24 protein-coding genes, 1 tRNA gene and 1 pseudogene are annotated in these 26,922 nt (G+C 59.7%); 10 read left to right on the plus strand and 16 right to left on the minus strand.

The genetic code is table 11. The annotated features are described in order from the left end of the window. Together G3N58_RS17085 and G3N58_RS17090 are read left to right on the plus strand one after the other, a co-directional pair. Window positions 1–1,468, plus strand: a 1,468-nt coding sequence (locus G3N58_RS17085) for a Vi polysaccharide transport protein VexE (protein WP_241017142.1), incomplete at its 5' end; no start/stop codon positions are given. Between the two features lie 53 nt (window positions 1,469–1,521). Then, window positions 1,522–2,613, plus strand: coding sequence for an SDR family oxidoreductase (locus G3N58_RS17090; protein ID WP_205999696.1), 1,092 nt, complete (start codon window positions 1,522–1,524; stop codon window positions 2,611–2,613). A 353-nt stretch (window positions 2,614–2,966) separates the two neighbouring features. Here G3N58_RS17090 and G3N58_RS17095 read toward each other — a convergent pair whose 3' ends face one another. Continuing rightward, the gene (locus G3N58_RS17095) at window positions 2,967–3,275 is read right to left on the minus strand and encodes a transposase (RefSeq protein ID WP_205999697.1); all 309 of its coding nucleotides are present in this window, start codon (window positions 3,273–3,275) and stop codon (window positions 2,967–2,969) included. Window positions 3,276–3,822: 547 nt separating this feature from the next. On the opposite strand from G3N58_RS17095, the gene G3N58_RS17100 reads away from it, so the two are divergent. The 4 genes from G3N58_RS17100 (at window position 3,823) to G3N58_RS17115 (ending at window position 9,327) form a co-directional block, all read left to right on the plus strand. Beyond that, a complete protein-coding gene (locus G3N58_RS17100) occupies window positions 3,823–4,383 on the plus strand; it encodes a fimbrial protein (RefSeq protein ID WP_346778272.1) in 561 nt (186 codons plus the stop codon). A gap of 95 nt (window positions 4,384–4,478) precedes the next feature. Further along, window positions 4,479–5,204: a fimbria/pilus periplasmic chaperone gene (locus G3N58_RS17105; RefSeq protein WP_241017143.1), complete on the plus strand. Its 726-nt coding sequence runs from the start codon at window positions 4,479–4,481 to the stop codon at window positions 5,202–5,204. 86 nt (window positions 5,205–5,290) lie between these two features. Continuing rightward, a complete protein-coding gene (locus tag G3N58_RS17110) occupies window positions 5,291–8,023 on the plus strand; it encodes a fimbria/pilus outer membrane usher protein (protein WP_346778273.1) in 2,733 nt (910 codons plus the stop codon). Window positions 8,024–8,202: 179 nt separating this feature from the next. Next, window positions 8,203–9,327 (plus strand): fimbrial protein, encoded by a 1,125-nt coding sequence (locus tag G3N58_RS17115; RefSeq protein ID WP_205999699.1) that lies wholly within the window; start codon window positions 8,203–8,205, stop codon window positions 9,325–9,327. A gap of 174 nt (window positions 9,328–9,501) precedes the next feature. Here the strand turns inward: G3N58_RS17115 and G3N58_RS17120 are convergent, their stop codons facing one another. The 11 genes and pseudogenes from G3N58_RS17120 to G3N58_RS17170 form a co-directional block, all read right to left on the minus strand. Further along, window positions 9,502–9,927 (minus strand): TIGR03751 family conjugal transfer lipoprotein, encoded by a 426-nt coding sequence (locus tag G3N58_RS17120; RefSeq protein WP_205999700.1) that lies wholly within the window; start codon window positions 9,925–9,927, stop codon window positions 9,502–9,504. Further along, a complete protein-coding gene (locus tag G3N58_RS17125) occupies window positions 9,908–11,359 on the minus strand; it encodes a TIGR03752 family integrating conjugative element protein (RefSeq protein WP_205999701.1) in 1,452 nt (483 codons plus the stop codon). Before G3N58_RS17125 ends, G3N58_RS17120 begins: the two co-directional genes overlap by 20 nt. Then, window positions 11,349–12,227 (minus strand): TIGR03749 family integrating conjugative element protein, encoded by an 879-nt coding sequence (locus G3N58_RS17130; RefSeq protein ID WP_205999731.1) that lies wholly within the window; start codon window positions 12,225–12,227, stop codon window positions 11,349–11,351. The genes G3N58_RS17125 and G3N58_RS17130 overlap by 11 nt, the downstream gene beginning before the upstream one ends. Further along, window positions 12,227–12,910, minus strand: coding sequence for a PFL_4703 family integrating conjugative element protein (locus tag G3N58_RS17135; protein WP_205999702.1), 684 nt, complete (start codon window positions 12,908–12,910; stop codon window positions 12,227–12,229). Before G3N58_RS17135 ends, G3N58_RS17130 begins: the two co-directional genes overlap by 1 nt. Then, a complete protein-coding gene (locus G3N58_RS17140) occupies window positions 12,907–13,296 on the minus strand; it encodes a TIGR03750 family conjugal transfer protein (protein ID WP_205999703.1) in 390 nt (129 codons plus the stop codon). Before G3N58_RS17140 ends, G3N58_RS17135 begins: the two co-directional genes overlap by 4 nt. After that, window positions 13,296–13,649 carry a TIGR03745 family integrating conjugative element membrane protein gene (locus G3N58_RS17145; protein WP_205999704.1) on the minus strand — a complete coding sequence of 118 codons (354 nt, stop codon included), beginning with the start codon at window positions 13,647–13,649 and terminating at the stop codon, window positions 13,296–13,298. The genes G3N58_RS17140 and G3N58_RS17145 overlap by 1 nt, the downstream gene beginning before the upstream one ends. Window positions 13,650–13,668: 19 nt before the next feature. Continuing rightward, complete coding sequence (locus G3N58_RS17150) at window positions 13,669–13,902, minus strand: TIGR03758 family integrating conjugative element protein (RefSeq protein ID WP_205999705.1); 234 nt, start codon at window positions 13,900–13,902, stop codon at window positions 13,669–13,671. After that, a complete protein-coding gene (locus G3N58_RS17155) occupies window positions 13,899–14,243 on the minus strand; it encodes an RAQPRD family integrative conjugative element protein (RefSeq protein WP_205999706.1) in 345 nt (114 codons plus the stop codon). The genes G3N58_RS17150 and G3N58_RS17155 overlap by 4 nt, the downstream gene beginning before the upstream one ends. Before the next feature lie 248 nt (window positions 14,244–14,491). Continuing rightward, on the minus strand, window positions 14,492–15,241 hold the full coding sequence (locus tag G3N58_RS17160) for a TIGR03747 family integrating conjugative element membrane protein (protein WP_205999707.1): 750 nt from the start codon (window positions 15,239–15,241) through the stop codon (window positions 14,492–14,494). Then, the gene (traD, locus tag G3N58_RS17165) at window positions 15,238–17,430 is read right to left on the minus strand and encodes a type IV conjugative transfer system coupling protein TraD (protein ID WP_205999708.1); all 2,193 of its coding nucleotides are present in this window, start codon (window positions 17,428–17,430) and stop codon (window positions 15,238–15,240) included. The genes G3N58_RS17160 and traD overlap by 4 nt, the downstream gene beginning before the upstream one ends. Window positions 17,431–17,434: 4 nt before the next feature. After that, a pseudogene (locus G3N58_RS17170) lies at window positions 17,435–17,662 on the minus strand (integrating conjugative element protein); the annotation flags it as partial. Window positions 17,663–17,750: 88 nt separating this feature from the next. Here G3N58_RS17170 and istA point away from each other — a divergent pair. Together istA and istB are read left to right on the plus strand one after the other, a co-directional pair. Further along, on the plus strand, window positions 17,751–19,277 hold the full coding sequence (istA, locus tag G3N58_RS17175; protein ID WP_205999709.1) for an IS21 family transposase: 1,527 nt from the start codon (window positions 17,751–17,753) through the stop codon (window positions 19,275–19,277). Further along, window positions 19,267–20,043 carry an IS21-like element helper ATPase IstB gene (istB, locus tag G3N58_RS17180; RefSeq protein ID WP_205999710.1) on the plus strand — a complete coding sequence of 259 codons (777 nt, stop codon included), beginning with the start codon at window positions 19,267–19,269 and terminating at the stop codon, window positions 20,041–20,043. The genes istA and istB overlap by 11 nt, the downstream gene beginning before the upstream one ends. Before the next feature lie 536 nt (window positions 20,044–20,579). Here istB and G3N58_RS17185 read toward each other — a convergent pair. The 3 genes from G3N58_RS17185 to G3N58_RS17195 form a co-directional block, all read right to left on the minus strand. Beyond that, entirely contained in the window at window positions 20,580–22,433 is a 1,854-nt protein-coding gene (locus tag G3N58_RS17185) for an integrase arm-type DNA-binding domain-containing protein (protein WP_205999711.1), read from the minus strand. Window positions 22,434–22,663: 230 nt separating this feature from the next. Continuing rightward, window positions 22,664–22,737: transfer RNA gene (locus tag G3N58_RS17190), tRNA-Gly, on the minus strand. A 179-nt stretch (window positions 22,738–22,916) separates the two neighbouring features. After that, window positions 22,917–23,825 carry a restriction endonuclease gene (locus G3N58_RS17195; RefSeq protein ID WP_240159168.1) on the minus strand — a complete coding sequence of 303 codons (909 nt, stop codon included), beginning with the start codon at window positions 23,823–23,825 and terminating at the stop codon, window positions 22,917–22,919. An 848-nt stretch (window positions 23,826–24,673) separates the two neighbouring features. On the opposite strand from G3N58_RS17195, the gene G3N58_RS17205 reads away from it, so the two are divergent. Next, entirely contained in the window at window positions 24,674–25,297 is a 624-nt protein-coding gene (locus G3N58_RS17205) for a TetR/AcrR family transcriptional regulator (RefSeq protein ID WP_167281605.1), read from the plus strand. Between the two features lie 87 nt (window positions 25,298–25,384). Continuing rightward, window positions 25,385–26,350: a DMT family transporter gene (locus tag G3N58_RS17210; RefSeq protein WP_167046436.1), complete on the plus strand. Its 966-nt coding sequence runs from the start codon at window positions 25,385–25,387 to the stop codon at window positions 26,348–26,350. Here the strand turns inward: G3N58_RS17210 and G3N58_RS17215 are convergent. Continuing rightward, the gene (locus G3N58_RS17215) at window positions 26,335–26,898 is read right to left on the minus strand and encodes a YggT family protein (protein ID WP_167046439.1); all 564 of its coding nucleotides are present in this window, start codon (window positions 26,896–26,898) and stop codon (window positions 26,335–26,337) included. The two genes, G3N58_RS17210 and G3N58_RS17215, sit on opposite strands and share 16 nt — an antisense overlap. Window positions 26,899–26,922 lie beyond the last annotated feature (24 nt).

Consider the following 26,922-nt stretch of genomic DNA (forward strand, 5'->3'; position numbering starts at 1 on the left):
TGGCGATCCGGCCGGCGCGGCCAGCATCGCCGCCAAGATCGACGCGCCGAATCCCCGGGTGGCGAGCGTCGCGGTGCAGGCGCTGCTCGGCAGCGGCCGGACCGGCGCGGCGATTTCCGTCGGCCGCAACGCGCTGCGTGCCGGACACGACAGCGCGGCGCTGCGTTCGCAACTCGCCCAGGCGCACCTCGCGCGCGGCACGCACGACGACCGCCTCGTCGCCGCGCTCGAACATCTCGCCGCGGGCGTCCGGATGGCGCCGGACGATCTGCGGCTCAATTCGCTCTATGGCGAAACGCTCCTGCGTGCCGGGAGCTTTGCGGAGTCGGTGCCGTTCCTCGAGAAAAGCGCCGCGCTCGCGCCGGGGCTGGAACACGTGCGGGCGATGTACGCGCGCGCCTTGCGCCATTCCGGCGATCACGCGGCGTCGGCCGAGCAGTATCTGCAACTGGCCCGCTCGAATCAGGAGCACGCGCGCTGGCAGCGCGCGGCGGCCGGCGCGCTGACCCAGGCGGGCCGCATGGACGAGGCGGCCACCCTGTTCGACGCGTTTATCCATCGCCGTGCGGCCGGCTTGCCGGCCACCTTCGAGCAGGCGTTCGCGCGGATCGATGCTGACGCCAACACGATCACGGTGCCGCGCGCGCGGCTCGACTGGGCCTGGGCGCTGCGCGGCGCGAGCGGCGAAGCCGGCGCGGAGCCGGCGGCGGCACAGCCTGCGGCGCAAGCGGCGACACAAGCGCTGTCGCGCGAGGACTGGGAACGTGCGGCGCAATGGGGCTATCTCGCCGACCACCTGCTGCTCGACTGGCTCGAATGCCGCGAGGATCGCGCGGAAGAAGCGATGGAGCTGCTCGCGAACCTCGACGAGGCCGAGCAGTTCTTCGAGCCGCTGTGCGAGGGCGGACGCGGCTTCGTGCTCGCCACGGCCCACGTGGGGCCGCTGTACGGCGGCCTGATGGCGCTCGATCTGCTCGACATTCCGTCGCGCTGGGTCGCATCGACGCCGAGTATCAGCCGCAGCCACTACGCCCGCTCGCTGATCTCGACGAGCGACAGGACCGAAGTGCAGGTCGTGAAGGCCAGCCTCAAGGCGCTGCAGGAAGGACATGCCGTGTGTCTCGCCGTGGATGGCGCGCTCAATCCAGCCGCGGCGCGCGTGCCGTTCGAGAGCCAGGAGATCACATGGTCGAGCTTCGCCGCGCGCGCCAGCTACCGCCTCGGACTGCCCTCGGTTTTCTATGCGCCCAGATGGGAGCGGGGCCGCATCGTGCATACGCTCGAACGGCTCTCCGAGCCGCATGACGGCGAATCGCTCGAAGACTACGTCGCGCGATGGCAGCACGAATGGCTCGCGCATCTGCGCGGCCATCTCGCCGGGCAGCCGGAAAACCTGCGCCTGAGCGGCGGACTCTGGCGGCACGTGGTGGCGGCCGATCGCTCGAATGCGGCGACGGACAAGGGTTGATTGGGTTCACTAACGATTACGCGGAAGATTACGCAGAACGTGGAGAAGCAAACATGAAACAGAACGAAACCGCGGCGCAAGCCGGCTTGCCGTCATGGCTACAGGACGGGACGCAGGATGGGCTGCGAACCTTGTTGCAGGAAAAGCGCTATTGCTGGCTCGTCACCGGCGCCGCGGGGTTTATCGGCTCCAATCTCGTCGAGACCTTGCTGCTGCTCGGGCAGGACGTGCGCGGCCTCGATATTTTCGCCACCGGCCACTGGCACAACCTGCACGAAGTGAAGAAGCGGGTCGGCGAGGCGGCCTGGAGCCGGTTCGCGTTCCACGAGGCCGACATTCGCGACGCGGACTCGTGCGCAAAGGCGGTCGCCGGCGTGGACTACGTGCTGCATCAGGCGGCGCTGGGCTCGGTGCCGCGCTCCGTGAAGGACCCCAAAACGACCAACGACGTCAACGTGTCCGGCTTTCTGTCGATGCTCGACGCCGCGCGCCAGGCCGGCGTGCGGCGCTTCGTCTATGCCGCGTCGAGCTCGACCTACGGCGACGAACCCAATCTGCCGAAGCGCGAGGAGCGCATCGGCAATCCGCTCTCGCCGTATGCGGTGACGAAGCTCGTCAACGAACTCTATGCGAGCGTCTATTCGCGCACCTACGGTTTTCATTCGATCGGCCTGCGCTACTTCAACGTGTTCGGCCCGCGCCAGGATCCGGACAGCGCGTATGGCGCGGTGATCCCCAAATGGATCGCGGCGATGCTGGCGGGCGACGACGTGCAGATCAACGGGGACGGCGAAACGAGCCGCGACTTCTGCTACGTGGGCAACGTCGTGCAGGCCAACCTGCGCGCCGCGTTGAAGGAAGACCTCGCCGCGAGCGACGTCTACAACGTCGCGGTGGGTGGCCGCACCACGCTCAACGACCTGTTCTCGATCATCCAGGCCGGGCTCGCCACGCATGGCGTTCACTACGCGAAGCAGCCGGTCTACCAGTCGTTCCGCGCGGGCGACGTGCACCATTCGCAGGCCGACATCGCGAAGGCGGTACGGGAGCTTGGCTTCTCAGGGCTGTTCGATCTCCGGCGCGGCATGACAGAAGCACTCTCCTGGTACCTCGCATTCATCGCGGGCGAGCGGTCGCCTGCTTGAGTCGGCTCAAGCAGGTTCGAACCGGCCGGATGCGGCAGGTCGCGTCAATCGATAAAACACACTCAGGCATGGATTTCAGCGACGCGAAGAATGCGCGCGTCGGTGCCGGCTGAAGGCGAATCTCCTGAGCTACCTTTGCGATGGCGACGGGGCGCGGGCGTCAAGTTCTTCGCGCGGGTGCGCGTGGGTCGCAACGCGATCACTGCAGCGGAAACTCGATGTGCAGTTCGTCGATTCGCCGTATCAGCAACTGATCGGTCTCGCTGACTGGCTGCACCCGGTAATATGCGCTCGACCTCGCGATGCAAACTAGTCGCGCCTGTCGAGAAACCGGCAGCACATGCGTAGATCAATCATCGCTTTGCGCTCAGCAGTCCGGCGTTGCCGTGCGCTCCTGACACTAAATTGTCCTCCTGCGTCAACTGTCCGAACTTCTCGTGCAGCGCTTTCACGTCCACCGGCGCCTCGCTCGACGGCGCTCCAGTCGCACCAAACGCGTCTGCAGCACGCTCCTGTAGCTGCCGCTTCCCTTCCATGATCTGGTTCTGATGCACATCGAACTGCTGCGCCAGTTCGGCCAGTGTCCGCTCGCATTTGACTGCCGTCAGCGCTACTTTTTCTTTCAACCCCGCTGAGTGCGTACGTCGGGTTCTCTTCATCATTTCGTCGGTTCGTTTGCCAGCATTTTAGCTGGCTTAGCCTATGTTCTCCCTGTATTTCGTCGATTTCTGGTTCCAACTTTCCCGTTGGTTCGATCTCACAATCTTCGAGGCGCTCTATGGGCAGAGTATCCGACTCGCCGGGCTGTCGCTGTGTGGTTCGCATCGTTCACCATCACTGCCTCCATCAGCTTCATTTTTCCGGGGAGGACGCCTTCGGTGCTACGTCGCAATCCCATAGGGCCGTATGGCCTGCCTTTATATAAAGGCTCCTCCTTATATTCAGAGAAATGAATCAGAGAAATCTTAAGATAGATAGCAATTTCGGGAAAAATTAATTGGAACAATCTGAATGCTCATGCTGAAGGTCAATTTAGTTCTGGTCCTATATCAATCCCCTTGCACCTTTAATAAGCTTGGCCAGCTGCCTTGAGGCTATCTAAATAATTTAACGACGACTACCGATGCCTGACGCAGGTGTAAGTGTGGCGGAAGATCGCAATTAGGCCGAGAAGCAGCAAAATTAATTCTAAACTTTGGAGTATGGAACATGAAAATGAAAGCAATTCTCCCGGCTCTCGCAGTCGGCAGTCTGTTTGGCCTTACGTCGCTCGGCGCATACGCCGCAGACGGCACGATTACCATCAACGGCTCTGTCACGAGTCACACGTGTTCGATCGACGGAAATGCGAGTGGCGCCGCCAATAAGACGATCACGCTCGACCCGGTATCAGCCGGTGCACTGGCTGCGACGGGCCAGACTGCTGGTATGTCGAAGGCTGCTGACTTGAAATTCGCGTTGTCGGGCTGCACGGGCGGAGCCAAGGCAATCGCAACTTTCGAGAACGGCGCGACTGTCGATCAAACAAGTGGCCGTCTGTTGAACATGGCCAGCACTGGCGCCGCACCGAACGTGCAAGTCGAGCTGCTGAACGGCGCCTTCCAGCCGATCAATATTCTGACCAACTCGAACAACCAAGTGGCGACCAACGGCGCCACCATTACGGGCGGTCTTGCCACGCTGCAGTACTACGCACGCTACTACGCGACGGGCACGGCAGGTCCCGGTGCCGTGCAATCAACCGTGCAGTTCTCGATGAATTATCTGTAATCGTTGAACGAAGACGCCCGCATGAGTGGGCGTCTTCCCGCAGCTTTTTTCCGAACGAAAAATCAAAGGTGCTTGTGATGAAGTTGTTTAGGCAAATGACTACGGTGATTGCTCTTGCCGGTACGCTGCTCGTTTGCGGTGCACAGGCAAGCGTGACGATCAGCGGTACACGCATCGTGTATCCGCTTGAGCAACGTGAAGTCTCGGTCAAGCTAAACAACGACAGCAGTGAGCCGTCGCTGGTACAGGTGTGGATCGACGACGGCAATGCCAACGCAAAACCTGATGAGATCAAGGTGCCATTCGTCATTACACCGCCGATCTTCCGTATGGACCCGAAGAAATCGCAGACGTTACGCGTCACGTATAGCGGTGAAGCACTGCCGCAAGATCGTGAGTCGGTCTTCTGGCTCAACGTGCTGGACATTCCACCGAAGGTCGAGGCGACCGCCGACACCAATACGCTCCAACTGGCGTACCGCACCCGCATCAAGATATTCGTGCGCCCTTCAAAATTGCCGGGCATCCCAGAGGATGCACCAGCACAACTCAGCTGGAAGATTGCAGCTTCGCCTGATGGCAAGGGCCAGGCAGTGAGCGTAACGAATCCGACACCCTACTACGTGTCGTTTAGTGAAGTCGATGTCGCAAGCGGAGGTCACACGTTCAAAAACGAACGGGGTGGCATGGTTGCTCCGTACGCGACCGAAGTTCTGCCTATCGACAAGATGAATGGGGCATCCGCCGGCGCGAAGGTTCACTTCATCGCAATCAGTGACTTCGGCGGTCCCATCGCTGGCGACGCGACGCTCGGCCCGTAATCCGGCGGAGACCAAACAGATCTTTGGCACAACCCGAAGGTTTTCCTAGTTGGAGTGCCTTGCACAGGCAACGTGCGGGGCGACACGTGCCGATTAAAGATGTCGGATTTATTCAAATGATGAAGAGCCCACCTCGTCTGAAATATAAAGCTTGTCGCCGCGACGTCCATGTCTGGTTCAAGTCAAATCCTATTGCTGCAGTTGCGGCATCAGTGTTCTCGGTCGTCGGAGGCGTTCAGTCCATTGACGTAAGGGCTGAGGAAACTGCCACTGTTGCGACCGCGCAGTTTGATACGACGTTTTTGCGCATGGATCCGACGCAACCGGTGGACATCTCACGATTTTCACGAGGGAACTCCCCTTCTCCGGGTATTTATCCTGTCGACATTCTCGTGAACGATATTCGCGTCGCACACGAGCCAGTGAGTTTCGTGACAACAGGCGGTGGGCAAGGTGTGCATGCCTGTCTGAGCTACCAGATGCTGGAGAAGCTTGGCGTCGACTTCGCCAGGGTGCGTGCGGACAGCAGCGTCAAGTCATCCTCGCCCGATACGGACTCCAGTACACCTGGATTGCATGCCAGGCAGGCGGGGGAATCAGGCGTTGCCACTGCAGATGAATGCGTCGATCTCACGGCGCTGGTGCCAAACGCGTCGATCGACTTTGAGTTCTCGGAGCAGAAACTCATGCTCAGCGTACCGCAGAAGTACATGCGTAATGCTGCGCGAGGTTATGTGCCGCCGGAGATGTGGGAGGATGGTGTGAACGCGGGGTTTGTCAGCTACAGTGCGAACACGTATCGCACGAGTGGTTCAGGCATGAATTCGACGCAGAGCTATCTGGGCCTGAACTCCGGCGTGAACATTGGTTCGTGGCATTTCCGTCACCGCTCGTCCGCCTCGCAGGCGACTGGCCGAGGTACGCAGTTCGATAATATCGCCACATATGTCCAGCGTGACCTCACCGCACTCAAGTCCCAGATAACGCTGGGTGATGGGTATACCACTGGGGACGTGTTCGATAGTGTGCAGTTTCGCGGGGTCCAGATCGCGACAGATGACCGCATGTTGCCAGACTCGCTGCGCGGCTACGCACCGGTCGTGCGCGGAACGGCTGAGTCGAATGCGCGCGTGACAATTAGGCAGAATAATCAGCTTATCTACGAAACCAGTGTGTCACCGGGACCATTCGAGATCACAGACCTCTACGCTACAGGATATGGAGGAAATCTCGATGTTACTGTCACCGAAGCAAGTGGTCGGACCAGGACCTTTACTGTGCCGTATGCGTCTGTTGCGCAGTCGTTGCGGCCGGGAGTTACGCGCTTCTCTGTGACTGCGGGTCAGTTGCGGAATAACAGTCTCGACAGACAGCCGAATTTCGCGCAATTTACGCTACAGCGCGGTTTGACGAACATGCTGACTGCGTACGGTGGCGGTATCGTCGCTACCGGCTATCAGTCTGCAAACCTGGGCGTGGCACTCAACACCGGGTTGGGTGCGCTTTCTGCCGATGTGACCGGAGCGCAGACACAGGTCCCTGGTCAGAGTTCCATGCGTGGCACCAGCTTACGCTTCGGCTACAACAAGTTCTGGGATCAGACCGGTACTAATTTTGCGGTGGCGGCTTATCGCTATTCGACGTCGGATTTTATGAGTCTGTCGGACGCAGCATCAGTGCGCGATCTGGCGGCCCGCGGCCACGACATCAATTCAGTTTATCGCCAGAAGAACCGCTTTCAGCTGATACTCAACCAGAGTTTGGGCAGTTACGGTAATCTGTTTTTGAATGCATCGGCGCAGCAGTACTGGAATCGTAGCGGCAACGACACCTTCTATCAGGCAGGCTACAGCAACAGTTTCAAGTACGGCTCATACAGCCTGAGTGCCGGACGCGCGCGCAACTTAAATGGATCGGTGTCTGATCAGTACATGATCACATTGTCGATTCCGTTAGGTCGTGGCGCTCGCGCACCGTTGATGTCGACAAATATCTCGAGATCGGGCGACAACACTAACGTACAGACCAACCTGAGCGGTTCCTTGGGCGACAGCAATCAGTACTCCTACAACGTTTACGGTACTCGAGCTTTTGGGAACGGCAGCAGTTCGACCAATGCCGGGGTCAGCGGTACGTACCGCGCACCGTATGCGGAGCTGCAAGCTTCGGCAAGTAGCGGCACCGGGTCGAGCCAGGTGTCGGCAGGCATCAGCGGGTCGGTGGTCGTCCATCCTGGTGGGGTGACGTTGTCGCAGATGGTCGGCGATACCTTTGGCGTGATCGAAGCGCCAGGCGCGGAGGGAGCTGGCGTTACTGGCGCTGCGGGGGGCAAGATCGACGGACGCGGCTACGCTGTGGTCCCGTACCTAGACCCTTACCACATCAACACGATCGACGTCGACCCGAAGGGGACCTCAACCGATGTCGAATTCCAGTCGACTTCAGAACAGGCCGTGCCACGACTCGGCTCGGTGGTGATGCTCAAGTATAAGACGGTGAGTGGCCGTGCAGCGTTGATCCGTGCGCCACGAGCCGATGACAAGCCACTGCCGTTCGGCGCTGATGTGGTGGATAGCAGTGGACAGACCGTTGGCGTCGTCGCGCAGGACAGTCGCATTTTTGCGCGCGGGGTGGAAGACCAGGGTTCACTGTTCGTGAAGTGGGGCACGGCAGGGTCCGAGCAGTGCCGGATCGATTATGTGTTGCCGCAGCCGACGGGTAAGCCGCAGTCAGCGTATCCGTTGGTGGAGGGACATTGCGTTGCCGAGGGAGCAATCCCAATGAAGGCGGATTCCCTCAACGTCGATGCTGTGCAGTGAAATACGAAATAAATGTGCGAACGGGGCAGAACACTGTCCAACGATACCGGCGATAGCACGTCCTGGCTCATGTCGGTAGTTGACTGAGCGCGTGCAGCTTGGCGCCTGGTCACAGAGATAGATTTCATGAGATGCGCCGTTTTATAACGGAAGTGTCGGTTTCTTGGAGTGGAGTGGGAATGTTCAATATTCTTGATAAGGCAGATAATGTCACAGGTGCTGTACGTGCGTGGCTGAATCCATGTGTAAAGGCTCCGATAGGTTTCGGGGCGAAGGCTGTAGCGCTACTCGTATTGCTGATGGCCGGAAATGGGAGCTTCGCGGCGGACCTTATCTCGATAACTCCAAATCCGCCTCCTACCCTGAATTTTCCGTCCATTATAACGATGGGGCGTGATAACCCTAACCCTTATGGCCCGACAGTTGAGCAGACCTTCCAGGTGACCCTTGGTCAAGACGTGGCCTGCAATATTAATAGGTATATAGAGATTGGCAGCATCCCTGTCACGGGCACTGGTTCTGCTGAGGGCGTATTCAAGACAGGCCTTAGTGGCATTGGCGTATTGTTGAAGATGACAAGAGTACTAGGGGGAGATGTGAATGATCTCAAACCACTTGTTTCTGGTTCTTTAGGTACATTGTCAGATCCTGGGAGGAACAAAGGTAGCTACCCCATAAAAATTTCAGCTACACTGGTTCCCCTCAAAAATGGGGGGGCTGCTTCCGGGAACGTGGGTAGCTTGCCATACATAAAGCTAACGCTGGGGGCATTCGGGTGCATGTCTGGTGGCCCATCTGTTGTTCAGTATCTGGGAAGTGGAACGATATCGGGCGCCACTACATGCAGTATCAACCCAGCCAACGCAGCCTTGAGTTTCCAGCTACAGGCGGTCGACTCGAAGGACCTGCCGACCATTGGTTCGAACGCAGGAGGCCAAGCAAGGCTGTTGAACGTGGACTGCGGTGACGCCCGCCCAAATATGTTTGCTACGTTCACCGACTCAACTAATCCGGGTAACAGATCTGACAAGCTGACACTAGTAGACGCTGAAGACGATTCAACGGCAAAGGGTGTGGCCTTGCAACTCGTTATAGCAACACCTGATGAGGGCGCGAAGCTCATCTCGTTTGGTCCCGATTCGTCAGCCGCAGGAACAGCGAATCAAATTCATCTGGTTAACACCGCGACCAGGCCGGGGAGTAGTGGTTATATCTTCACGATTATCGCACGTTACGTCCGCACAGGAACGATCACGCCGGGTAGGGTGAATGGCCTGGCAACGTACACGATGTCATATCAGTAGCAGATGCGCAGCGCGGGACAGTCTAAACACGATGTGATGAATGATTCGAGGATCCAGTTCAAATAGGAGCAGCATGAAACCTCCCGTTTTCTTTCAGATTCAATATCGACTGCGCTCGCGGACCCAGTGTGAAGGGGCTCCACCACGCCGTTGAGCGCTCATACAGAATGAGAATTAATAGTCTTCCGTACGCTCGCCCGGTAGCGCGTACTGCACGCGCTGGTAAAGGGGAAACACCGTGCTGTAGCCAGGAACCGGAACAGGATCGGTTCCAGCCAAATGCGGGAACACATACATGACCAGGTCCGGGTTCGGCAGCCGATGGAACTGGCGATTGATCTCGTTCTGAGCGGTGCGCGTATAGGTCCTGCCGTCGATGACAGAGCCCTGCTCCAGCAGCGGTCGCCGCAACTGCTGGCGCGCGTCCAGTAACCGGCGTGTCGCTTGGCTGCCTGTGGCAGATCCGGCTGTCTCATAATCCCAAATATCCAGCATGGTGCTGCCGTTATGAGGCAGCAGTTTCTCTTTGTCGGTGGCACAGCCAGCCAGAAGTGCCACTGCGAAAAGCACCCCCACGTATTTAGTCCAGGTCCAGAACATGGGAACCTCCTGCGCTATAGTCGACGCGGCGCCCCTTGGGGGCGTAGTCGATATTGATGGACCGTTCCAGATGAACGGCGACTTTGGCTCCGGGCTGCACATACACAGCGGCGAACGCCTGACCGTACAGTTTGTTGACCCACTGCGACATTTCTTGAACGCCACCGGCGAGAATGCGACCCATCGCTTCGTTACCTGAGATACCGACGGTGCCCAACTGGCCATTGCTCCCGGCCACCATGGCGACGTTACCGTTGTCAGATTTGATGAGAGAGGCTGCGCCGGCACCAGCGGCCGTGATCAGTGCCTGCGTGCCCAGATATTGCTGAGCATTACTGCGGCGTTCGCCGCTGACGCACGGAATACCATAAGGGTCGCTGATCCACCCGAGGCTGCCGTCTGTGGTCACACCGCTCGCGCCCTGAGTGTTTCCAGTGTCATCTTCATCGCGGTCATTGCGGCCGGATCCAGGCACCGTGCGCACCGTCCCGTCCTTGAATATGAAAGTCAGCGAACGAATGTTTCCCCGCACGCACGACAGCGTCCAGTCGCCGGAGGCTGTACCGCTGACAACGGCGCCTGCCACCTCAGGCAGATCGACGCCGTTGGCGGTGAGATTTTCCGGGCCGATCAGAACCTTGAATGGAAACGGGTCGTTCACCGTGCCGTCCACCGGCACTCGACCGATCAGCGCTGTCATGGCGATCGAGCCCATCAGCGTCGAGTTCGATGGAACGGTGTAGACCGGCTTGAGCCGACTCGCCTGGTCCAGATCGCGATCTCGATGGCGAACGGTTTCTCCCGGTTGTTCCAGAGCTGTCTGAGCGGGGCCGAAGCTCGTAGGGAAACTTAATGATTTGCCGGCTGCACCGCGACCAGCGGAACCTTCGGCGGGACGCGCGTCATCTGGCTCAACCCAGCGCATGCCATCGATAAAGCTCTTCCCATCACTGGTGTCCAGACCCAGGCCGACAGGCAAGTCAGACGGATTGCTACCTGCGCTACCAAGGCTGTCCATACGCCGTTGCAGATCCTGTAGAACGCTGGCGGTCTGGCTCTTTTCACCTTCGAGCGCCGCACGGTCTTCCTGTAGACGCCGGCGCTCCGTCTCGAGTGCGCCCTGTATCCTCTGCTCGATCGACGCTTCACGCGCGCGCAGGCGCTCGGTTTCCTCTTTCTGCTGCTTGTTGTCGCCCAATGCGGTTTGAAGCTCAGTGCGTAACTGTTTGACTTGGCCGACCAGGGTAGCGACGGTATCACGGGGCGTGTCGCCTTCTATCCCCAGCGCCTTCATCTCGTCCGGGGTCAGGCGTGGCCCGCTGTCAGCCACTTTGCTGGCGTGATCGCCGCCGCTAAACAGCTTGATGCCCACAAACAGCACCAGTAGCACGAGAGGGAGAACCAGCCACTTCAAGAGACGGTTACTTTTCATGGCGGTCTCCTGCATCGGGCGCCGTCAGGTTCAGTGAGGCGTCGAACGGACTGAGCACTGGTAGCAGCGATTCAGCCAGGCCATGCCTGCGGGTTACCAGATAGACCACCGTGGTATCGCTGGCTTGTCCGGCAGGTCCAAGGTCAGGATGCTGGAAGGTTGCTGTCACGAAGTCTCCCTGGAGTACGCGGGGGTCGAGCGACAACACGTTGGACGTGGTGTTGCGCAGGCGCACAGCCGTTACCCAGAAATCCTCCAAGCGCCAGGCCGCCAACGCGCGTGCCTGCACGGGCAACGATGGCAGCAACGAGCGCAGCGACAAGTCACGACGAACGTTAACGCGGCCTATGCCGCTTACGGCTTCTACCGTGCGCAGAGGCGCAAACAGGTTCTGTGCGGCATAACGGGTGAGCACCACTGGGACGGGTGTTTCCTTTGATGGATTCGATGGAGCTTCGCTTGCCTCTCCATCTTCACTACGCGCGGAGCGGTCGGCGGTTCCGTAGCGCTTGGGTGCTCCGTCTCCTTCGACGATACGCACGGGCTCCAACGTAGACTGGTTTTTTGCCGCCGGTTTGGCCTCGATATCCAACAGGATCAGCGCCCCCGTGTCGGCGTCTTGCAGTTGTAGACGCGACGGCTCGATAACGTCGCTGGCTCGAAGGTAGATCGCGCCACCCGCACTCTGAACACGCAGCTTGCCATCAAGCTCTGCCGGTATGCCAACCCGTACATTGCGATCGATAAACACGACACGCTCCTGGTCCACCAGCAACGGAATAGCGAGTGGCATGCGCTCCCAGCGCAGGATTTCAACAGCCTGCGCGGCGACCGGCACGCTAAGAGCAAGGAGGGCGAGCAGACGCATCATGGCGTGGCTCCTTCAATGGACAATGCCTTGGCCGGGGCCGGGGCGACCGTGACAGGCGCGGAAATGCGTTGCGGAGGCTGGCTGTAACAGTCGAGAACCAGGCCGAACGGATTGCGTTCCGGATCCTGGTCCGAGCGGGTGACTTTCACCGAGTAGCGCACCAATGCTCGCTTGACCGGCTCCGAGCCGTAGTACTCATCGGCGTTGAGATCCAGCGTGACAATCCAGTCTCTATCGGAGAGCGCTTTCACGCGCGCTGTCGGATCGTCGCCATATCCACGCCCCGGAATTTCGTAGACACCCCGTACCCGCTGGCGAAGTTCGCCAGCGGCGCGGCGAGTATCCAGGTCCTGCTGCAAATATGCGTGGCAACCGGGTGTCAGATATGGTGAAAGTGCATTGAGGTTGCGGGCATAGTCTTGCTCGCCATTGGCGGGCCACCGATGCAACTGCTGAAAGATGTAGTAGGTGAATGCGTAGACCGACTCTGGTGGCACTTCCCACCATTTTCTAGTACTGCCCGAACGCAGGTCCGGGGGTACATGAATGGTCAGGTCGCGAGGGGCGCTCCACCACCCTCCTCCGAGTACCAGTGCCAGAACGAACAGCGCACCGGCGCCAAACCGAAGCGTCTTCACATGCGACGTCAGATGGGCGACCTCGTTCTTGAAACGGCTCATAACTTACCTCGCTGCGTGCTCCAGTACCCGGAACGCGTAATGAGCCTGCCGCGGCTTGGGCGTGTGGCCAGTGCTGGAAAGTTCTGAGCCAGATACCACTGGATCTGGCGATGCAACCATGTCTCAGGTCGTCCACGTTTCAGACGCCGCAGGAGGCCACCACCGATGAACACGCCTGCTGCGATTCCAGCCACAATCATCGTGGGCATCAACGCAATGCTGGATGCGAGCCAAGCCAGCGGAATGCCCAGAAGCAGGCCTGCGGCGCCAGACAAGCCTGCGCAGATCCAGAGCTCGTCAGCGGTGAGTCCACGGACCACAACCGGCTGGCGATTCAGCCGGTGTGGCAGGAACTGCACGGTGCCTTCCTGATCGTGGCTCGCCATCACAACACGCCCGTAGCCGTGGTCAGCAGCCAGATGCCGATGACCAGGAGCATGGCGCCCACAGCCACCGACAGGCCGAATTGTCCCCATGTGGCCCGACCCGTGTGGATTTCGGAATAACGGGTGTACGCGTGATAGCAGACGCCAAGAAACATTGCCGCAATTACTATCAGCGCAACCAACATGATGATGTCGTAACCGTAATTCTGCAGTGTCTGCAGAATGCCGCTGCCCTGGCCGCGGGAAGGATCTTCCATCTTGGGAAGTCCAGCCGAAATGGCAGAAAGCGGCGTGCTCGCCAGGGCAGCCAGGAGAACAGATCGAGTCGATACACAGGATTGTTTGAACTTCATATCCAACGCCTTTTTAGAGTTACCGAAGAAGCAGGAAAGCCAGTACGATGTACACGGAGAAAAAGCGCACGAGCACCGCAATGAACTGACGCTGATTGATACGCTGCTCCACCCATCCGACGTAGGCGGTGCGCATCGCCCAGACTCCCCACACCAGAAGCAGGGCGAACAGCATGCCCAGAAGCAGGATCGAGAGATCATGCGCAGTGATGCCACTGTTGGCCTGGAAGGCCGCATCCTGAGCTGCATTCACGGCGCCTCCCGCCTGCTGACATCATTGCGGTAGTTCCCCATGAGCTCGACCGGATCGCGCGGTTGTGCGCGCTGCGGTGTCAGGTAGTCCTGAATGCCCGTCCGGACGCGGCGAACGTCCTCACGCAAACGGGCGTAGTCGAAGTGGTAGCGAACTCCGTCTTGTTGGCCGGTCGACTCGGCTATCGCTGCACCTCGCTCAGCTTGACGCTCCAGTCCGTCGAGTTGACGTACCAGCACTGCCAACTCGGCACGCTGCTCTGCCTCACCGGCACATGCCACCGAGGAAAAGCCAGCCAGCACGAGCGCTAACGTCCAGCGGTGGCAGAAGAGGAAAAACATGTTCGCTATTCCGAGTTGAGGAGGAATGGCGAAAGGTTCCTGCAGAATGGCCTGAGGCGCTGCAATCAATCAGAATGCCGACCTAACCGGATTTATGGGCCGGGCTAGGGCGCTGTTAAGCTGAGGAGCGCGGCACGCGCACAAATTTGTCTGCCGACAGTTTCAGCGAATGCAGTGGCCCGGATGTGCCGCCTCTTTCGGTAAGAGAGACTGACTATCGACCTGCCGGCGCTACTGTTGGAGTAAGGCTATAAATACTTCTTAAAGCTCCCTGCAGTCAGGCTCACCGCGAATCCCAGTAAGGCGGCGCTCGGCAGCAGGATCAGAAGCGGGTGCGCTGAGATCGGCAATGCCAAGTACGTGACCCAGGGCAGCACGGCCAACGGCATCAGGCTGGCTTTCGCACGGTGGTAGACGAAGCCGGATTCGCGGCCTGCGCCGAATCGGCGTACGTCCCTCCGTACCAGGCCGTCGATCAACCCGACGAACGCTGCCGTAAAAATCAGCGGAAGCGTCAGCACCAAGACCAGCAGGCGCACTAGGAAGGTGAGCGTGGTGAAGGCCGCCGCGATCAGGTAGCTCTCGGCCCAAACATAGACTTGGCTGATGTAGTACTGGAAGTTCCGGGTTTGCTCATGGCTGGGTGCGCGAGCGCGCTCTGCGGTCCGGCTCATGCGCTCCAGCAGCCCTGATCGCACGAACACCCATTCGTAGCCGGTATCCACCAGCGTGCGCGCCGTGCGCCCCGGTTCTTGCACGACCATGCTGCGCGTGAAATGGCTGGACAGGTGCCCCAGTTCGTACTGCAACATCTCCTGGGAATGGCGCCAACCCTGGTCCTGCCAGAACAGGTGCATACCGACACACTCAATCACGATCGAGAACAGCAACGAGCCGATCAACACTCCAAGCAGCCGGAACGGCAAGGTGATGGTGCCGAGGATCAGGCCCTGGCGCTGGTTCTGCTCCCGTTGCGCGGTCGAGGCGGCATCTTTCATGGCGCGGCCTCATCGGCAGCACTGTGGCCGGCGGTGTTGGCTACTACGTGAGTCCCGATCGCAGCGGCATCGTCCAGCAGGTCGTCAGGCAAGGCCGCGTCCTGCAAAACCGGGGAGCTGGTGAACTCCCACCACTGCGTGGCTTCGCTGTAGCTCTGCCGCATGTGGCCGGCCAGTTGCTGCAAGTCCGCCGGCATCACTTCGTCCGGGTCCGGGGCCGGCAACGGCATCCTGATCTTCCAAAGCTGACCGCCCTGCAGCAGCGCAAAACACTGGCCCTTGGGCAGGCCGACGATGTGCGACGGTTCGATCATCGGCACGCTGGTACTGCTGATGCGGTCCTGGGTATTCGACGTGAAATCTGTCGCTCCGCGAATGTCCGAGCTATCGGTCGCACCGGAAACGATGGTCGTGGTGTAGACCTCGACCTTGGGCAGTTGTCGGGTCAGCAGTTCAGCAGTCGCCGTTTCCCGAACCCGTAGCATGAACAGGTTATTGAAGTTACCTATCACCTGGCCTGCCTTCGCACGGTTGCCGATGCGGGCCTCAATGTCCGAAAGCGTCTGGGTGTACGCGGTGACTTGCAACCCGGCGCCGCCGCCCTTGTTGATCAGCGGGATGAACTCGTCGCCCATCAGCTCGTTGAACTCGTCGGCGTGGACGTTGATCGGCACGCGCGAACCAGCCGAAGCGCCGGGCAGGCCATCGTCGATTCCGTGCTTGTAGATGTGCCCAGCGACCGACACTAGATCGGAGAACATGGAATTGCCGACGGCTGCGGCGACTTCGGCGTCGGACAGCGCATCCAGGCCCACATAGACCACCGCACGCTTTCGGATGACCTGCATCCAGTCGAAGATCGGCCGCGGGTCGCCCAAGTCGGCGTAGTTCGGGGCCAGAAGCTGGGCGATCTTGCCGCTGGTGAGTTTCTCCAGCAGAGGCAGAAGGCTGGCGACGATTTTGTCGAAATATGTCTTGTCATAGCGGACGGCAGAGCGCAGGCCGTCCAGCACCGGATCGTAGTTGCGCGCCTGCGAGAGGTACTGCTCGAGCGCCACCACGCGCTTCTCGCGCCCGATCATGTTGCGCGGGATGTTCTTCTCATTGAGCTTTGCCTCGATCTGGACGATCACCTCCCAGGCCTTGGGCTCCGTCTTGGAAAAAAAATGCTGGGCGTATTCGATGAACAGCGCATCAATGTTGATGACGTGCCGCTGGATCAGCATGTAGTCCGGACGCTGCCCCAACTCGACCAAAGCGCGGGCGATGATGTTGACGAAGCGCCAAGCGAACTCCCTGAAGGCCGCGCTGTTTCCTTCGCCGGAGAGTTGCCCAGCGATGCGGGTGGCGACTTCCGAGATGCGCCCGAAGCGGCCCACCGCGTTGTATCGGGCGCTGATCTCCGGCCAGCCGAGATGAAAGATGTAGAACTCGCCTTCGCGCCCCGCACGCTTGGCCTCGACGTACATGCGTTTGAGCAGGTCCGCATCGCCCTTAGGATCGATGACGATCACGACCTCATGCTCGCCCGCCGCGTTCACGCGCCGGATGTCCTGGGTCACGAACAGTTCGGCCAGCCGCGTCTTGCCCACGCGCGTGGTGCCCAGCACCAGCGAGTGCCCGACACGCTCGCCCAGCGGCAGGCTGACGTCTACCTCCTCGGGTTCGATGCCGTGCAGCCGCGGCAGGCCACCCACGGGCGGCAGCGGCCGCACCGGGTTGAAAGGCACGTCCCAGCCGGTGAGCGCAGGCAACCGGGACAGCGGGAACGGCGCGAACTCCAGCCGTTCCTCCAGCCGCCGCGACAGTCGGTAGGCAGGCGTCGGCTCGACGTAGCGGCGGAACTCCGGCCGGTACGTCTGCATCAGCCTATGGGTGTGCTTCTGTTCCCACAGGAAACCCCGCCCGACGAACAGCCGCTGCTGGCTGACCGGCACGTCCTTGCTGGTCATCACGTATCGCGGCAGACGGCGGATATTGCGCCGGTAGCGCAGGATGACGCGGGCATCGCTGTAGCGGATCGCGCCGTAGGCGAAAAATGCCAGTGCACTGCCGACCCCCATGGCAGGGCTCAGTGCGAGCGACCATGGGGCCACCAGAGACAGAAACGCGGCGCCTGCACACGCTGCGACGGTATATAGCTCTACCGCTGGACGCAACAAAACCTCGACGGGTTGCTTCCCTGACATGGCTTCATTGCTCGATGCCGGTGGCGGTTATCAGCGCTGGGTAGTGCCGCAGGCCCAGGCGATCGGCCAGGTCGTCGCCAGCCACGGGCGCAAGTGGCACACCAGGAGCCAAGACACGCAGCCGCTCCAGGCCTTGCATGGTCTGCACGTTGACCACCAGGCCGACCGCGCCGCGCTCGCGCAGCGCAGTCGCATGGCGGCGCAGCCAGGCCTGGGACTGTTGATTTGCACCGAATCCTGACCCACCCTCTGCAGTAATTTGCATCGAATCTTGACCCACGTAGAACACTGACCTGCTCGGCAACGGGCGGGGGAACGGAGTGATCGACGTGGCTATATTGAGCATCATCCGACGCTGGCACTTTCGCGATCATGTCTCGTTGCGCGAGATTGCCAAACGGCTGGGCGTGTCCAGAAACACGGTCAGGCGTTACATACGGGCCGGCACGGTCCTGCCCGCCTATCCCGAACGTCACAGCCCCAGCAAACTCGACGGGTTCGCTGCGAAGCTTGCTGGCTGGTTGAAGACCGAGGCGACGCGACCCCGCAAACAGCGCAGAACCCTCAAGCAGATCCACGCGGACCTCTGTGCACTGGGCTTCACCGGCTCCTATGACCGGGTCGCGGCATTTGCCCGGCGCTGGCGACAGGAGCAGCGCGAGCAGGCGAAGACGACCGGGCGCGGGACGTTCGTTCCCCTGCGGTTTGCTGCAGGCGAAGCGTTCCAGTTCGACTGGAGCGAGGACTGGGCCGTCATCAACGGCGAGCGCACCAAGCTGCAGGTCGCGCAACTCAAGCTCAGCCACAGTCGAGCCTTCTTCCTGAGAGCCTATCTGCTGCAGACTCACGAGATGCTGTTCGACGCTCACCATCATGCGTTCGTTGCGTGGGGCGGCATTCCACGCCGCGGCATCTACGACAACATGAAGACCGCCGTCGACAGGGTGCGTCCCGGCAAGGTGCGCGAAGTCAACGCGCGGTTCAGTGCAATGGTGAGCCACTACCTGTTTGACGCCGAGTTCTGCAACGTCGCCTCGGGGTGGGAGAAGGGGCAGATCGAGAAGAACGTCCAGGACAGCCGTCACCGGCTCTGGCAGAAGGTGCCGACGTTCGGTTCACTCGCCGCACTCAACGACTGGCTGGCCGACCAGTGCGTGCTGCTGTGGCAGCAGACCCGACATCCGGAGCAGGACATGACGATCTGGGAGGCTTGGTCGGCCGAGCGGCCACACCTGATGCCGGTGGGCCAGCCGTTTGATGGTTTCGTCGAACACAGCAAACCCGTCTCGCCAACCTGCCTGGTGAACTTCGAGCGCAACCGGTACAGCGTGCCAGCGTCGTTCGCCAACCGACCCGTCAGTCTGCACGTCTACGCCGCGAAGCTCGTCTTCGTCGCCGAAGGCCAGGTGATTGCCGAACACGAGCGGCGTATCAACCGCAGCCACGACCGCGGCGAGACCATTTACGACTGGCGTCACTACCTGGCAGTCTTGCAGCGCAAGCCGGGAGCGCTTCGCAACGGTGCACCCTTCGCCGAGTTTCCAGCCGGATTCCGCAAGCTGCAGGGCGTGCTGCTCAAGCGCCCCGGTGGCGACCGGGAGATGGTGGAGATTCTGGCCCTGGTCCTGCTGCACGACGAACAGATGGTGCTTGCAGCAGTCGAGCTGGCGTTCGAGGCCGGCGCACCGAACAAACAGACGGTGCTGAACATCCTGAGCCGGCTGCTCGACAGTCCGCCAGTGCCGCCGCTGCAGACGCCACAGGCCTTCGCACTGAAGGTTGAGCCACAGGCCAACGTGGGCCGCTACGACCGTTTGAGGAATCGGGAGGACGATCATGCAGCCTGACGTCATGATGCAGATGCTCAAGTCACTTAAGCTGCACGGTATGGCACAGGCGTTAGGCGAGCTCGCCGCGCAGGACTCGCCGGCCTACAAGTCAGCTTCGCTTGTGCTTGCCGGGTTGCTCAAGGCGGAAATCGCAGAGCGCGAAGTGCGTTCACTCGCGTATCAGATGAAGGCGGCACGCTTCCCGGCGTATCGCGACATCGGCGGCTTCGACTTCAGTTGCAGCGACGCCAACGAAGCGCTGGTGCGCGAGTTGTACAAGTGTGAGTTCATCGACTCCGCGCACAACATCGTTCTGGTAGGTGGACCTGGCACTGGAAAGACCCATCTGGCAACCGCGATCAGTGTGCAGGCTCTCGAGCACCATCGACGCCGCGTGCGCTTCTTCTCCACCATCGAGCTGGTCAATGCGCTCGAACAGGAGAAGCTCGTGGGCAAGCCCGGACAGCTCGCCACGCGACTCATGTATGCCGATCTTGTGGTTCTCGACGAACTCGGCTATCTGCCGTTCAGCCAGACCGGCGGTGCCATGCTGTTCCACCTGCTCAGCAAGCTCTACGAACGAACCAGCATCATCATCACCACCAACCTGAGCTTCGCTGAGTGGGCCAGTGTGTTTGGAGATGCAAAGATGACGACGGCGCTGCTCGACCGGCTTACGCACCATTGCCATATTGTAGAAACAGGCAACGATAGCTACCGTTTCAGAAACAGCACGACACAACCGAAGAAGGAGAGAAAGAAGACCCAAATACCCACTGAATAACCCGCAAAGCTGCTCCAACGGGTGGGTCAGAATTCAATGCAATTCGTGGGTCAGGATTCGGTGCAAATCAACAGCCGTAACGTTCCGGCGCAAGGTCGGCGCGTTATGAACTGCTTTGCAACTACAGCTCTTAAACGAATTTCATACAGTTATTAGACGATCCGAACGGCTTTTCAGATTGATCCCATATTCAAATCACCCGCAAATCTGCACGCTTGTGCTTGGAGAATTCCATACACGTCCACATCTACTGAGCACTTTTTGCTGGTCATTCCTTTACTGCAAGCAATGATCGTAGGTGCTCAGCCCCAGGGGCTCGTATGGCAAACCAAGCACATTAACCTTCTGCATCTTCTGTCCGTCTTATCACAGTCGCTCTGCTCAACCACATCCAACCGGGTGATGTGGCACTGACCATCGATGCATTTGAGCAATGGTTGGGCACAATCACCGATGGGGCGGTGACCTTGGATTGCCTGCGCGCCGTCGCAGGCAATCTTCCGGCTATCCGAAACTTCCTCAATCTGGCAGACCTGCTAGGCGATAGCGTATACGTCTGTTACGTTGAGGTCTGCTGCATAGAGCGTCGCACGAATCAAATGCAGCATGCTTTGCATATTGCGATAGTTCACTGTCTCAATCGCGTTGCGACCCTTCAGTTCTTCCTGCGGCGTCAACAGGGCATCATAGATTTGCCAACCGTCCCGACCCGGTTCATTGCGCATCACCATATTGATCAGTTGGTGTTTGACTGGCTCCAGATGCCAAACGGGAATCCGCTGACCTTTGTTGCCTATCGTGAGCGCGAGCAGTTTTCCCTCGCGAACTTCGTGGCTGATCCAGCGTCGTGACTTTCCTGCCATCCTGGCGTAGTCGGCAACGACCACGTTGTGCGACGCCTCGAACTTCTCCAGAAGCTGCATGCGTTCGCGATGCTGATCAGTCGGAACAGGCTGGGCATACTGGGGCACATCTACAGCCGACAGGCGCTGGCTTTTGTCGACGAGATCGATGACGTCGTTCCCGGGTTTTGAGACCAGCAATACAGGCGGTGCCAGATGTGCCTGCAAGTGACCTCCCGCCATAGCGTCCGGTGACATGAACGGCACGCCGCTCAAGTGAACGGTCAGTGTTGTGCTGGCCGCCTCGAGCTTTCCCTGTTCGAGCAGATCTAGACGATCAGCCCAGTCCTGCATCATCACACGTCGCTGCTCGACGTATTCTGCGTGGTTGTAGGCCGACGCCACCCGGTTAGGATCAACGTGTGAGAGCTGCGCTTCAATCCAGGGCTTGGGATAGCCGATCTCGTGGAGCGCCGTGGACATCGTGCCGCGCATTCCGTGACCAGTGAGCAACGTGTCGTAACCCAGACGCTTGATCGCCATATTGACCGTGTTTTCACTCATGCGCAGCTTCAGATCGCTGACGTGCGGGAACAGGTACCGTTGTGCAGGCTTGACCTGGGCCAGGAGGTAGCGAACGATTTCCTGCGCTTGCTCGGACAGGGGAACCACGTAAGCCGGGACGTCGCTTGGGCGACGCCGTTCCTTGCGCATCCTGTTCTTCAGTTGCTTCACCGCGATTGGTGGAATGTTCCAGACACACTGGTCCAGATCGAATTGATCGGGGGTTGCCGAACGCAGTTCCCCGGTGCGCACGCCAGTCAGCAGCAGCAGACGCATCGCCAGGGTAGTTTGTTGCCGGACTGGCCCTTTGCGCAGGGTTTGAAGGAACGCGGGCAACTGGGCCATACGCAGGAACGGATTGTGTTCAACCGGAGGCAACGGTATAGCAACGACATCCAGATCGGTGGCCGGGTTCTTTTCCAGATCGGGGATGACGACGAGGGCGAAGCGGAACATCTGGGTAAACCAGGTACGCACCTTCTCTGCCACGGAGTACGACTTGCGGGCTTCGATCCGCTGGATGACTTCAAGCAGATGCCCGCGTGTCACGTCATAGATTGGGAGCGACTTCAGCAATGGCAGAACATCGTTGTGGAAACCCCGACGAATCTGCGAGAGCGTGCTCTGCCGGCCGTCAGGCAAGACAATCGACCGATGGGCCAACCATTGTTCGAAGACAGCGGAGAAGGTGTTGTCGCTGGCCAGGCGCACGGCCCGTTGCTTCAACTTGCGTTCAAGGTGCGGATTGATGCCCTTGGCAAGCTGCGAGCGAGCTTCGTCGCGCATCGAGCGCGCCTGCTGCAGAGACACTTCCGGATAACTGCCGAAGGAGATGCGCTTTTGCTTGCCTGCCCAGTAGTAGCGGAAATGCCAGGAACGTCCACCTGCGTGCGAGACCCGAAGACACAAGCCGAGTGTGTCGCGAAGATCGTAGGGTTTGCCAGAAGTTTTGGCGCCACGGATGGCGAAATCGGTAAGAGACATATCATCGAACTCCTGAAGCTGATCGTTCAGGGCGATGCTGTTCTTCTGTCGCTCACGCTTCCACAAACAATGGGGAATGCTCCCAACCCCCATTTTTGTACTCAATTATGTACTTAAACCGGGTGGCTGTTGGTGGCTCCGTATGATTCTTGGTGGAACTCAAATGGTCAAAAAACCCTTTGAATTCAAGGCACTTACGGAAGTCACTGGAACATCATGGAAATCAAGCGTGGAGCGGGCGATGGGAATCGAACCCACGGCTCTAGCTTGGGAAGCTAGGGTATTACCATTATACGACGCCCGCAGAATGCGCGATTTTACAGGGATTTTGGTGGTTTGGGCAGGGGTGTCGCTTGGGCGCTGGCGTGGAGACGGTCACGGCTCGGCGTGCTCATGCTGTCATTGCTTGTGATTTTGCTGGCTTTGGTTTTCGATCGCCGAGCATTGTGGCTTCATGGGGGGATTGAACGGGGCCTTCTGCGTTCAGATCGAATCGCCCTCGAAATAGTCCGTATCGATTTTCTTGATCTCGTAGGTGCTGGCGGTCGACACTCCCACGCCATGATCGGCCATGAGCTTCACCAGCAGAGCGCCATCCACGAGGATGATTTTCGATGTGATAACGCTTGCGTAATCACGGGCTTCACGGCTGAAGTTCGACGTGGTGAGAAATACCCCTTTATTGGCTCGCTGGCCTTGCAGGGCGCCTGCGAATTTCTGGATTTCGGGGCGTCCAACCGTGCTGTCCCAGCGCTTGGCCTGCACGTAAATCACATCGAGGCCGAGCTTGTCTTCCTTGATGGTTCCGTCGATGCCCCCGTCACCGCTCTGACCAAGAACGCTTCCCGCGTCCTGGCGCGAACCGCCGTACCCCATTGCTACCAGAAGATCGATGACCAGACGCTCAAAGAACGCGGGCGTCGCGTTCCTGATCTGGTCGAGCAGTTCCGCCTCAAGATTGGATCGCAACTGCTGATACGCCTGAGCAAACAATTCCTCCGGCGTGGTCTCAGCCGGGGTAGGCGCGTCCTGAACCAGCGGGTCGGTACTCGGCTCATTCTGGGTTGAGTCAACTCGCTTCTGTCGAAAGGCGACAAACTCCGGGAATTGATTCAGCAACGGGATGTCGATCCTCGCAGGCTGCTGTGCGAGCATTTCGAGTCCGCGAGGTGTGATCCTGAAATAACCACGCCTCGGCAATTCAAGCAGTCCGGCTTGTTTCAGGTAGGTGCGTGCCCAACCCGCGCGGTTGTCGAACACAGGGAATGTGCCGCTAGGAAGCATTTTGTTCCGCTCGTCGTCAGTCAATCCAAACGCAATTGCCAGCATTTCGGTGGCGTCACGTAGTCGGTGCTCTTTCTGATCGGCAGCTAGCTTTAGCAGCGGCAGCATGAGTTCCTGAAACCCGGGAATAGGCATGGCGGTAACGATTCATTGATTGGTAATCGATGAATCATAACAAGGGGCAGGTTCAGGTGTGTCGAGTAATCTTTGCCGGCCTCTTCGCACGAAGCGTGTCCGTTGAGTACCGGTCGAGCTGTTGTGCGAAACGGGTATCGCTGCCGCCTTTTCACACGGCGTTGGCCGTCATATTTGTTGACTCGCTTCGTCGGATTCGATGCCTGTTCTGGCTCGTGACTCTTCTCGATCTGATACTCACTGCGTCCACGCCGACGCAAGGCGGGCATGATCTCGCCGACGTCCTCGCCGGAGTCGTTCTTTCCGTTTTGACCATCATGTCCATTACCGTCGCGACTCGCTGGGGCCGGTCATGCAATGCAATGTGCTCACGCGAATCGCGCGGCATGTCACTTATGTAAACCGCGCTGGCTTCGATAGCCTCACCGAGTGACGTAAAAAAGCCTGGCCATCCTGAGGGTTCCGTGACTGCCTCGTATAGCAGGTGAACGATTTCTTCGTACCGCTCGGTCGATAGATCCATCTGAAACCCCGTTGCTTCTGGTTGTTCGATACGGCGTATTGCTCAGGCACTGCTTTGGCCTCGATGACGTCGCGCGTCATTGCTTACGATCGGATTGCGCCGTGATGAATTTTTAATTTCGTGCAGACCGTTGCGACTGAATGAATAGCGTTGCCGCGATCGTCCGCGCCTGGACGGGATTCAACACTACAACGATTTCACGTCACTGACCATCGACCCGATTCGCGAATTGACTGAAGCAATGCAGGAAATTTTTTGGACGTTGATTTTGAGACTGAATAGTCCTATTATCGTTTGCATGAATCGATCTGATACTCATCGTCCTCACCGTGCCGCCGAACGCGGACGGCCACGAGAATTCGACGTCGACCACGCGGTCGACGCGGCGGCGCGCGTATTCTGGGAGCAGGGCTATCACGCGACTCCTGTCGACGTGCTGTGCGAGGCGACCGGCGTTTTTCGAGGCAGCCTGTATAGAACGTTCGGCGACAAGCATGGCTTGCTGGTCGCGGCATTCGATCGTTATGCGGACGGCGCGGTTGCGCGACTGAAGGAAAAGTTGGCTGCGGACATGCCGCCACGCGAGGCACTTCGCGAAGCGCTCCTGCATTACACCCGGGTGAGCGCGAATCTCTCAGAGCGGCACGGCTGCTTCATTACCAACGCCGTAATCGAACTTCTGCCGGGCGACCACGTTCTGCGTCCGCATATCGAAGCGACGTTGCAGCGCATCGCCACACAGTTCAGTCTCGCGATAGCGCGAGGCCAGCAGGCAGGTCAATTTGACCGGCATCTCGACGCCGAGGAAGTCGGCCGCTTTCTACTTTGCATCGTGCAAGGAATACGCGTGCTCGGCAAAGTCGACATGAACGAGGTCGCGCTCGCCTCGATCGTGGATATGGCATTGCGCGCATTGACGTAAAGCATTCCCAGGTACGTTAGCTAGCCGGTGGCCTACCGCGCAAACGGTTGCCGCCGAAGTCTCTGTCTATTTTGAGAACGATCATTCATGAATACGTCGACTGCTTCGGCTTCCGCTGCGCCTTCTGCACGATACTGGAAAGGCGTGGCCGCGTGCCTCGTCGCGACCATTCTGATTGGCGTGATGTTTCCCGTCATGACCGATGCACTGCGTCGCATCGACCCTTTTACGTTTACTTCGCTCCGCTACCTGATCGCAGGCGTGGCCCTCGCGTTACTGCTGTTGTACCGCGAGGGCCCGGTTGCGTTTCGTGCGGACGGCGAGTCGTTGCCGATTGCCTGGCTGCTCGGGTCGGTCGGCTTTTGCGGCTTTGGTTCGTTTGTCTTTCTCGGGCAGCAACTCAGCGGTGAGCAGGGCGCCCTCAACGCGTCGATCATGATGGCGACGCAGCCCATGATGGGTTTGCTCGTCAATGCGCTGGTGCGCAGGTCCGCGCCCCCGCTGCCGTCACTGGTCTGTGTCGTTATCTCGTTCACCGGTGTCGCACTGGTCATCACGCGCGGCGACCTGAGGGCGGCGTTGCTCGAGCCGCAGCACTACGCGGCAAGCGGTCTGATCGTGCTGGGTGCGCTTTGCTGGGTGATCTACACCTTCGGTTCCGCGTACTTCACCCGCTGGTCGGCGCTCAAGTACACGACGATCACGACGTGGCTCGGCCTGAGCACGATCGTCGGCGTCAACGTGCTGCTCGTCGTGACGCGCGTCGTCAGCGCGCCCACGTTCGCGGCACTACGGGCGGTCACGCCGCATCTGATTTACATGGGGCCGATTGCGGGCTTTGTGGCAATCCTGTGCTGGATCTCCGGCAACCGAACCCTCGGGCCGATGAACGGCGTGCTGTTCATGGACGTGGTGCCGGTGACCACCTTCGTGGTGTCGGCACTCGCGGGCGTCGTGCCGAACAAAGCACAGGTGTTGGGCGCGGCACTGACGGCGTCGGCGCTGGTTCTCAACAACCTTTATCTGCGGCAGCGAGCTCAGATCACGAAATAGGTCAGTTGCACCGCCGCCCGCGTGACCACCATCTGCAGTACCTGCACGATCACGAACAGCAGGATCGGCGACAGATCGATGCCGCCGAGTTGCGGCAGCACGCGGCGCAGCGGATTCAGAAACGGCGCGGTCAGCTGATACAGGATCGGCATCGCGGGCGAACGCGGATTGAGCCACGACAGCAGCGCCATCAGGATCGTCATCCAGATGATCAGATTCAGCGCCCATTTGATCGCGGTCAGCACGGCGACGATCAGCAGCGTCGGCACGAGCGCGCGCGGGTCCGCGCCGGTCAGAACGACCATCAGCACGACGTAGAGGATCGCCGCGATCAGCGTCGCCACGACGCTTGCCCAGTCGATGTTGCGCGTGCTCGGCAGAATGTGCCGCAGCGGCAGCACGATCCAGTTGGTGGCTTGCATCACGGCGTTCGACACCGGGTTGTAGGGCGGCAGGCGCACGACCTGCAACCACGCGCGCAGCAGCAGCGCCGCGCCGAATAGCGTGAAGACGGTATTGAGCAGAAAACGGGCGATATCGCCAAACATCTTGTGTCCTTATGCTTCTGATGA

Source organism: Paraburkholderia sp. Ac-20342, assembly GCF_017104985.1.
Lineage (GTDB): Bacteria > Pseudomonadota > Gammaproteobacteria > Burkholderiales > Burkholderiaceae > Paraburkholderia.

What these genes read in the sequence shown, in the direction of transcription:
- G3N58_RS17090 (WP_205999696.1), top strand. Translation starts at nt 1,522, where the DNA reads ATGAAACAGAACGAAACCGCGGCGCAAGCCGGCTTGCCGTCATGGCTA.
- G3N58_RS17095 (WP_205999697.1), bottom strand. Translation starts at nt 3,275, where the DNA reads ATGATGAAGAGAACCCGACGTACGCACTCAGCGGGGTTGAAAGAAAAA.
- G3N58_RS17100 (WP_346778272.1), top strand. Translation starts at nt 3,823, where the DNA reads ATGAAAATGAAAGCAATTCTCCCGGCTCTCGCAGTCGGCAGTCTGTTT.
- G3N58_RS17105 (WP_241017143.1), top strand. Translation starts at nt 4,479, where the DNA reads ATGACTACGGTGATTGCTCTTGCCGGTACGCTGCTCGTTTGCGGTGCA.
- G3N58_RS17115 (WP_205999699.1), top strand. Translation starts at nt 8,203, where the DNA reads ATGTTCAATATTCTTGATAAGGCAGATAATGTCACAGGTGCTGTACGT.
- G3N58_RS17120 (WP_205999700.1), bottom strand. Translation starts at nt 9,927, where the DNA reads ATGTTCTGGACCTGGACTAAATACGTGGGGGTGCTTTTCGCAGTGGCA.
- G3N58_RS17125 (WP_205999701.1), bottom strand. Translation starts at nt 11,359, where the DNA reads ATGAAAAGTAACCGTCTCTTGAAGTGGCTGGTTCTCCCTCTCGTGCTA.
- G3N58_RS17130 (WP_205999731.1), bottom strand. Translation starts at nt 12,227, where the DNA reads ATGCGTCTGCTCGCCCTCCTTGCTCTTAGCGTGCCGGTCGCCGCGCAG.
- G3N58_RS17135 (WP_205999702.1), bottom strand. Translation starts at nt 12,910, where the DNA reads ATGAGCCGTTTCAAGAACGAGGTCGCCCATCTGACGTCGCATGTGAAG.
- G3N58_RS17140 (WP_205999703.1), bottom strand. Translation starts at nt 13,296, where the DNA reads ATGGCGAGCCACGATCAGGAAGGCACCGTGCAGTTCCTGCCACACCGG.
- G3N58_RS17145 (WP_205999704.1), bottom strand. Translation starts at nt 13,649, where the DNA reads ATGAAGTTCAAACAATCCTGTGTATCGACTCGATCTGTTCTCCTGGCT.
- G3N58_RS17155 (WP_205999706.1), bottom strand. Translation starts at nt 14,243, where the DNA reads ATGTTTTTCCTCTTCTGCCACCGCTGGACGTTAGCGCTCGTGCTGGCT.
- G3N58_RS17160 (WP_205999707.1), bottom strand. Translation starts at nt 15,241, where the DNA reads ATGAAAGATGCCGCCTCGACCGCGCAACGGGAGCAGAACCAGCGCCAG.
- traD (WP_205999708.1), bottom strand. Translation starts at nt 17,430, where the DNA reads ATGTCAGGGAAGCAACCCGTCGAGGTTTTGTTGCGTCCAGCGGTAGAG.
- istB (WP_205999710.1), top strand. Translation starts at nt 19,267, where the DNA reads ATGCAGCCTGACGTCATGATGCAGATGCTCAAGTCACTTAAGCTGCAC.
- G3N58_RS17185 (WP_205999711.1), bottom strand. Translation starts at nt 22,433, where the DNA reads ATGTCTCTTACCGATTTCGCCATCCGTGGCGCCAAAACTTCTGGCAAA.
- G3N58_RS17195 (WP_240159168.1), bottom strand. Translation starts at nt 23,825, where the DNA reads ATGCTGCCGCTGCTAAAGCTAGCTGCCGATCAGAAAGAGCACCGACTA.
- G3N58_RS17205 (WP_167281605.1), top strand. Translation starts at nt 24,674, where the DNA reads ATGAATCGATCTGATACTCATCGTCCTCACCGTGCCGCCGAACGCGGA.
- G3N58_RS17210 (WP_167046436.1), top strand. Translation starts at nt 25,385, where the DNA reads ATGAATACGTCGACTGCTTCGGCTTCCGCTGCGCCTTCTGCACGATAC.
- G3N58_RS17215 (WP_167046439.1), bottom strand. Translation starts at nt 26,898, where the DNA reads ATGTTTGGCGATATCGCCCGTTTTCTGCTCAATACCGTCTTCACGCTA.